Source organism: Methylobacterium sp. J-072 (assembly GCF_022829425.1).
Classification (GTDB): domain Bacteria; phylum Pseudomonadota; class Alphaproteobacteria; order Rhizobiales; family Beijerinckiaceae; genus Methylobacterium.
In genome coordinates this window covers 1-6,619 of sequence record NZ_JAKSYK010000229.1, presented here as the reverse complement: position 1 = coordinate 6,619, position 6,619 = coordinate 1, and the positions used below count along the sequence as shown (strand labels likewise).

Below are 6,619 nucleotides of genomic sequence, written 5' to 3'. Positions count from 1 at the left end.
ATCGCACCAGGATCGCCGTGGGAGAACGGGTATTGTGAGAGCTTCAACGGCAAGCTTCGTGACGAGTGCCTACGCCAGGAGATCTTCTACTCGTTAAAGGAGGCGCAGATCGTGATCGGTCTGTGGCAAAACACCTACAACCGCGTCCGACCGCATTCGTCGCTGGGCTATCGGCCGCCCGCGCCCGTCAGCTACCCAGATCTGGCCTTCCGGCTACCCATGGCCGCCACCATGCAGTAGCCTCTCAATCGGCTCGGTCTAAAATACCGGTCAGGCCAATAGCAGGCCCGTTCTCTGATTTGCAGGAGGCGTAGGACGCTTGGACTGCCGAGGTTCTGGCCTACCAGCTCCGTTCGATCGAACCCGCCTTTCAGGTGCTCGACGCCAACGATCAAATTGTGGAAGTGACCGCCAAGCAGGTCGACGGCTGACCAAATCAGGGGCCGCTTCTCTCAGCCTGTCACATAGGTCAGCCGCCTCAGCTGAGTTGGATGACCTCACGAAGCTGCCCGATTGCGACTCGTCCCCTTAAACCTCTTACCATGGCGACCTAAGCACGGCAGATGGCTTTGCCGACCTCGTTGGCGGTCCTGTTCAGCTTTCAGGTCCTTGTTCGGCATACGGCGTAACAGACACCAACGTTCCAATCAGTCGCAGCAGGGCTTGCTGTTCCGGCTTTCCCGATCCGTCGCTTAGGAAAGCTCCCAGCTCGATATGGCTCTTTCGCCCTCCGGAGGGACCATTTGGCTGATGGATGACAAAGGCACTTCCGTTCGTAGGCTCCCTTGCGAGGTACCAGGTGTCACCGCTCGGGCTTTGGTAGAGTTCTTGGCGATCTGACATTCGGAACATCCCCCTGCCTCACCAGCGTAAGCCAGGGGAGAGGGACATGCGAGATCGCAAACGGAACGGCTAACCGGGCCGGCGACACAGACTGCCGGTGAACCCCGGAATTGCCCTGTGAAGCTCAAATTCTTGCATGTCAGTTAGTGGCATGCGACATTCACCCAAATGGTTGAGCGTGCTCGAAGCGGCCTCGACGCCGTGTTTCATGCCCTTTCAGATCCGACCCGTCGAGCGATGATCCAGCAGTTGATCTCCGCAAGCCACACAATCTCAGAGCTTGCTCGGCCTTACCGCATGTCTTTTGCCGCTGCTTCAAAACACGTAAAGGTCCTCGAAGAGGCAAACCTCATCCAGCGGGACGTCCGAGGTCGGGTGCACCATTGCAGCCTCAATGCAAGGACGTTGGTGCCAGCCATTACATGGCTCAGTTCGATCACAGCATTCAGGGACGAACAGCACGAAAGCCACGACGCCAGCTAAGGCAAAGTCTCACTACCTGAAGCACACGGACTAAAATTGCGGCGAAACGATTACAGTTAGCTAAAATCCTCGAAAGATTGCGACGATAACCAGCGTAAGCACAAGCGACAGGACGATTGAACCGAGACAGCCAAGACGATTTGAAAAGAAGAAAAACATGATTAAATGATGCTCTGTATGTTTTGTCTTGTTAAGCGCACTCTAGAGATAATTAGAAATACAAAATCAAACCCGTTCCCATTCGTCAGCTAGATCTGATAGGTAATTTAGAATACGATCGGCTGCACGGCCGTCAAAGCACTCGACTTCGACCGTGACCGCCTGGGTTTGCCCTCTATAAAGACGCAGAACAGCCTCCGCAGCATCTGCCGCCTTCCGTTCTGACTGTGCCTCGATCCTGGTGGTGCATCCAGGAGCAGCGATCACGACCCGGCAAAAGATCTGTTCCATGTGGGGTAACCCCAGGGAGCAGTCTTGGTTCAGGCGCGCAGACGCCGCAGAAGCATGTGAAGCTTCGTCCGGCTCACCGGCTTTTCTGAAGCTGATTGATCGACGTTGCAGCCTCCTGTGAGGGCAACCCAACCATCACCCAACCATCCTGTCCGAGCTTGGCTATTTCGACTGAGCGTCGTTCTGATGGCGAGGCTTTCCATTCTCATTCAGAGCCACGTAGGTGAAGACACCCTCGGTGACCTTCTCCGCATTGCTTCCGGATCGATCCCGAGCCCAGGTCTCGATCTTGACCGCTATCAAGCTGTCATTCTCTTCCTGGAGGGAGCAGTAGACGCTCACCTCGTCGCCCACCTCGATGGGTCGTAGAAACCGCATGGCATCAATGCTGACGGTAACGAAGCGACCTTGAACCAGCTGAGCGACGAACGTCCCCCCGGCCAGATCCATCTGCGAGACGGTCCAGCCTCCAAAGATAGCCCCAGATGCGTTCGTGTCTCGGGGCATGGCAACAGTTCGGAGGTGAGGGCCACCACGGGCGTTCCGAATCTCATCGACCATATCCCCACTCCAACCTACGGTGCCATCCAGGCGACCGCTCCGAGAGTCGGTGAGCCTTGGTAATGAGCGAACGGCTCAGCCGGATCTTGGTTCGTGGACCCTCACGCTCGATGTGCCGTCCAACTACCGCTGCAGGTCAGCAAGCTACCGTCTTGCGTCCGCCACGGCCATCGACGATCACACCTCCATAGACAGACCGGGTTTCGTCAGTGGGTAAATCGACACTTTCCATCAGCGCCGCTCTGGCGGTGATCGCAGTGATCCTAACCAGCTTATGGGTTGGCTATGGTCCCCGTCCTCCATCTGGTGGAGCAAAGCAGGCTGCTACCGTTGTCCCGCTCTCTCAGCAGCAGCGAACGACAGATTCGAATGGCCAGCCCATACGCATCATTACTACCGGGCCATCCTCTGGCTCCGCTCAGCGCATTGCATCTCCGTCACCAAGCGGAGAATCGTCAGGGTCGGCTTCCTCGGCCACAAACCCAGCTGTGAAATCACCCTCCACGGAAACGGTGAGTCCCTCCGCATTGGCGGATATCCGATCACCGGCCAAATCGCCTGAGGATGCATCGACCTCTGGCTTAAGCGCCGCCACGACAACAGCCAGTCCCGTGGATCAGTCTGCTGCAACAGCTGGCAGCGTAGATCTCAACTCGGCTTCCGTGGAGCAACTCAACGCCCTTGGGGCTGGAATGATCGGAAAAAGGATCATCGAGTTCAGGCCCTACACGTCAGTGGACGATCTTCTTGCCCGACGTGTTCTCAAGCGAAGCGACTACGAAGCAGTTAGAGGGGCCGTGACGATCCGGTAGCTTGGTTCGTTGCAAACCGGCTTGCTTAGAATCTTTACCTGTTTGACGCAGCTAATCAGAGCCTTTTGGAGGTCATGTAAGACCGACCTCTCTAGGCCAGAGCTGCTACGTCTATGATAATCGACAGACGGGCACTCACTCGATCTAGCACTGCAACGCAGGCGGACATGACCACTTCGTCTCAACCGACGCTTACTGTGAAGGCCGAACGACCGAAGGGCTGTCGGGATACGCTTTGAACTGACCTACCGATCGACGGTTGGCTTATCTGACGGCATATGCGTTCACCCAATCGCATGGCTACGTAGTGCAAGGCGTTCGAATCAAGGTACCCGAGGCTCATGCTCAAGCTTGATCCTACCCCGAAGGTGATCACCTTCGATTGTTACGGAACTCTGGTCCAATGGCAGCGAGCTGTGAGAGAGGCGACTGAGGCGATCCTCTCCAAACATGCGTCTGGGGATGATCTAGAAAAGCGATCAGCCACTCTGGCAGACCAGTTGCGTAGCAGGGCAGTGCTCCATCAAGACCGTCCCCCGTTTCAGGACTACAAAGCCATCCTCCGACTGAGCCTGGATGAGGTTCTCGCCGAAGCTGGTTTTCAAGGCACCGAGGATGACCACCAGACGCTGCTGTCGATCCTCCGACGGATCGAGCCCCATCCTGAGGTGCCGGCTGCTCTTGAACGCCTACGTGAACGCTACAAGCTTGCCATCATCAGCAACACAGACGACGATCTGATCGCTGAGACAGTCCAGGCTATTGGTGTCCCAATCGATTTCGCAATCTCGGCTCAGCAGGCTCGGGCCTACAAGCCCGATCACCGTCTCTTCCAGCATGCCTACGACACGATGGGTGTGGCCAAAGAGGAGACGATCCACGTTGGGATGGGTCAGGTTACAGACATGAAGGTCTGCCATGAGCTTGGAATTCGATCCGTCTGGATAGATCGTGTCGGTGAGCCTCTCGACCCTCGCTGGCAACCCCATGCCGTCTCGAACGACCTCACTGATTTGCCACAGGTGCTGTCTGCCCCATGAGCCCTTTTCGTGAGGAGCAGAGCTACATCACAGGCGTTGGTAAGGAGGTCACTCACGAGAAGTGACCGAGGAACGCCTGAGGAAATCTGCCATGCGGAAGACTGCTTTGATCGCAGCAGTAAGCTTGCTATCGATGGGAACCGTCAGCTTAGCCGCTGAGAACCAGGGTACCACCGGCGGCTCGAGCGCCAGTCCCCGTATGCAGGGATCACCCAACGCCGCAGGGTTCGGCAAGGCCGAAACTACGGGCTCAGCCGGCGCTCAAACACCGGACTCGACGCCGAACCAAGATGGCCGAATGAAAGGTCCACCTAACGCTGCTGGCTTCAAGCAGGATAACTCGGGGTCAGGATCACCGACGAGCGGTGCTGCGTCAGGCCGTTAAATCTGTACGGCAGGGGGCAGTTCTTCTGTGGCCCTGCCGACCCGCACGATCATAGCGGAACGCCATCCGTCAACGGGACGGCTAACGGTCGTCTATAGGAACCTGACAAATCCGACGTTCAATCAGTAACCGAGACTAATTTATTCCTCGGCGGCTATTGCACATGCTGTCTAGAGATTTCGATTTTTGTTTGAGCTGCCGCCCTCATAAAGGATCACGGGATGAGGACCAGCGAAGCTAACTCCTAAATCAAATTTTGCTGATCCGATCTTTCGAGTGCCCCGGCTCGGATTGGAAACAGAGAAATCGATCGTCGATCGAGCTGCACACTTTTGTGATGCATAGTTGCAATCTATGCGCATAGTGCCTGGTCGATGAACGTAACGCCGGATTGGCCACTGTGAGATAGCTCGTCGCTTCTCCGCTTGTAGATCTGCTTGGGAGTATGGCTTGCCGTAAAACTGGACTGTTCGCCCATACATGTAAGGCACGCCTTCGACCGGACTCACGTTGCTCGATGACCAAATCTGCAAATAGCGATCAGCGATGAATGCTGTGCGGTCCTTCATCTCCTGCGGAGCAATTGCTTTTGCAGGAGAAATAAAGGCGACGGCAATCAAGCCAACTGCCGCCAGATGTTTTGTGCCAATCATTCGACGAGAGCCTGTCAAAATCGAAAAAATTTCATCACTGGTTCAGCCAGCGCATAACCCCTGAGGATGTCTCAGAGGTAGATGCCCGCCGATAACCCCTGCGATCGACTTGCGGAACTCTTTGGTGGAAATCCACATATCCATTTCGACTGGATGGATAGTAGTTCTGCGATACATCGGGGTATACTTCACGCATTACATCTTCATGCTGAGATTTTTTGGTCGTAGAAGGAAATGAGCCACCTTGCTTTTCCGCCAGGGAAGCGACTCTGTCAGTGGAGGTCTTACGGTTTGGTTTGATTGCAGAGGGAAGCGTTTGCGTTCGACGTGAAGTTGCTTCAGCTACTCGTTGCGACAGAAGAGTTTGATCAGTTGTACTAGATCCGACGTCTGTGGGACTGTTTTCAGACTTAGCTATAAGCTCCAACACACCCGGCCGTCGAGGCGGGATGGCTTGGGCAACAATGGATTGATCGACCTGTCTTGGGCTCTTTTGCTCCGGCTCTTTGGAAGCTCGGTCAGGCCCGTGTTCCTGCTTTTCGTCCAGATTGAAAACGAGTGGGGGTAATGGCTGACGAGTAGGCGTCGCCACAGCAGGCTGTTTCACAGGATCAACCCACCCGTTCGCAGCAGAGGGGTTACCAGGTGCCCCTTTTGCCGAACTCTTAGTTGGGCCAGTTGGGTACGCCTCCTTCGCAGCGTCTGATGCCGCAACTCCATCCGAGATCCCGCTGGTCTTCCCTTCGTAGACCATGGGCCTTTCAGGCTTGGCGCCGACATAGGCTGCGGTCACCCCAACTCCTGCAGCGAAGGCGATCCCAAGGGCCAAAAGCGGCTTGATAGGCACACTCATGAGCCCTCGTTTCGTGAATGGTATGAACCGGGAATATGGGCAGAAACCTCCAGCCGTCGGGAGTGGTTCCGCCATCCAAGCGATCTGAAAGGTCCCTACGGACCCAGCGCATTTGCCTAGGCTGATGTGAGCCGGGATGAAATCACATCGGCTTGTCGGTGACTTGGTCCTGGCAGATGGCCGTGCAATTACTGGGGCATGAGCTACGGTGTCCGAATCCTCTTCCTCAACCAAACTGAGCCGCTGCCGTCCAGAAAGTTGGACGGCTCATTCGCTGATCTGCAGGGAGCGTGGGAGGCTGGGACAGCCGAGGTTTTGGCCTATCAGCTCCGTTCGATCGAGGTGGCCTTCGAGGTGCTCGATGCCAACGATCAGATTGTGGAAGTGACCGCTAAGCATGGCCTGACCGGTATTTTAGACCGAGCCGATTGAGAGGCTACTGCATGGTGGCGGCCATGGGTAGCCGGAAGGCCAGATCTGGGTAGCTGACGGGCGCGGGCGGCCGATAGCCCAGCGACGAATGCGGTCGGACGCAGTTG

At 56.1% G+C, this 6,619-nt stretch carries 7 protein-coding genes; 5 read left to right on the top strand and 2 right to left on the bottom strand.

The window, feature by feature from the left end; genetic code table 11:
* Both MKK67_RS31140 and MKK67_RS31135 read left to right on the top strand, forming a co-directional pair.
* A partial coding sequence (locus MKK67_RS31140) for an integrase core domain-containing protein (protein ID WP_243972866.1) occupies positions 1 to 240 on the top strand: 240 nt, incomplete at its 5' end.
* 771 nt (positions 241 to 1,011) lie between these two features.
* The gene (locus MKK67_RS31135; protein WP_279601934.1) at positions 1,012 to 1,326 is read left to right on the top strand and encodes an ArsR/SmtB family transcription factor; all 315 of its coding nucleotides are present in this window, start codon (positions 1,012 to 1,014) and stop codon (positions 1,324 to 1,326) included.
* A 612-nt stretch (positions 1,327 to 1,938) separates the two neighbouring features.
* Here MKK67_RS31135 and MKK67_RS31130 read toward each other — a convergent pair.
* On the bottom strand, positions 1,939 to 2,337 hold the full coding sequence (locus MKK67_RS31130; protein ID WP_243972864.1) for an acyl-CoA thioesterase: 399 nt from the start codon (positions 2,335 to 2,337) through the stop codon (positions 1,939 to 1,941).
* Positions 2,338 to 2,546: 209 nt separating this feature from the next.
* On the opposite strand from MKK67_RS31130, the gene MKK67_RS32825 reads away from it, so the two are divergent.
* Together MKK67_RS32825 and MKK67_RS31120 are read left to right on the top strand one after the other, a co-directional pair.
* On the top strand, positions 2,547 to 3,149 hold the full coding sequence (locus MKK67_RS32825) for a ComEA family DNA-binding protein (protein ID WP_313899054.1): 603 nt from the start codon (positions 2,547 to 2,549) through the stop codon (positions 3,147 to 3,149).
* A 341-nt stretch (positions 3,150 to 3,490) separates the two neighbouring features.
* Positions 3,491 to 4,189: a haloacid dehalogenase type II gene (locus tag MKK67_RS31120; RefSeq protein ID WP_243972862.1), complete on the top strand. Its 699-nt coding sequence runs from the start codon at positions 3,491 to 3,493 to the stop codon at positions 4,187 to 4,189.
* Between the two features lie 555 nt (positions 4,190 to 4,744).
* On the opposite strand, the gene MKK67_RS31115 is transcribed toward MKK67_RS31120, so the two are convergent.
* Positions 4,745 to 5,227, bottom strand: coding sequence for a hypothetical protein (locus tag MKK67_RS31115; RefSeq protein WP_243972860.1), 483 nt, complete (start codon positions 5,225 to 5,227; stop codon positions 4,745 to 4,747).
* Positions 5,228 to 6,278: 1,051 nt separating this feature from the next.
* Between MKK67_RS31115 and MKK67_RS31110 the strand changes: the two genes are divergently transcribed.
* Positions 6,279 to 6,512 carry a hypothetical protein gene (locus tag MKK67_RS31110; protein ID WP_243972858.1) on the top strand — a complete coding sequence of 78 codons (234 nt, stop codon included), beginning with the start codon at positions 6,279 to 6,281 and terminating at the stop codon, positions 6,510 to 6,512.
* Positions 6,513 to 6,619: the final 107 nt, after the last annotated feature.

What these genes read in the sequence shown, in the direction of transcription:
- MKK67_RS31110 (WP_243972858.1), top strand. Translation starts at nt 6,279, where the DNA reads ATGAGCTACGGTGTCCGAATCCTCTTCCTCAACCAAACTGAGCCGCTG.
- MKK67_RS31130 (WP_243972864.1), bottom strand. Translation starts at nt 2,337, where the DNA reads ATGGTCGATGAGATTCGGAACGCCCGTGGTGGCCCTCACCTCCGAACT.
- MKK67_RS31120 (WP_243972862.1), top strand. Translation starts at nt 3,491, where the DNA reads ATGCTCAAGCTTGATCCTACCCCGAAGGTGATCACCTTCGATTGTTAC.
- MKK67_RS31135 (WP_279601934.1), top strand. Translation starts at nt 1,012, where the DNA reads ATGGTTGAGCGTGCTCGAAGCGGCCTCGACGCCGTGTTTCATGCCCTT.
- MKK67_RS31115 (WP_243972860.1), bottom strand. Translation starts at nt 5,227, where the DNA reads ATGATTGGCACAAAACATCTGGCGGCAGTTGGCTTGATTGCCGTCGCC.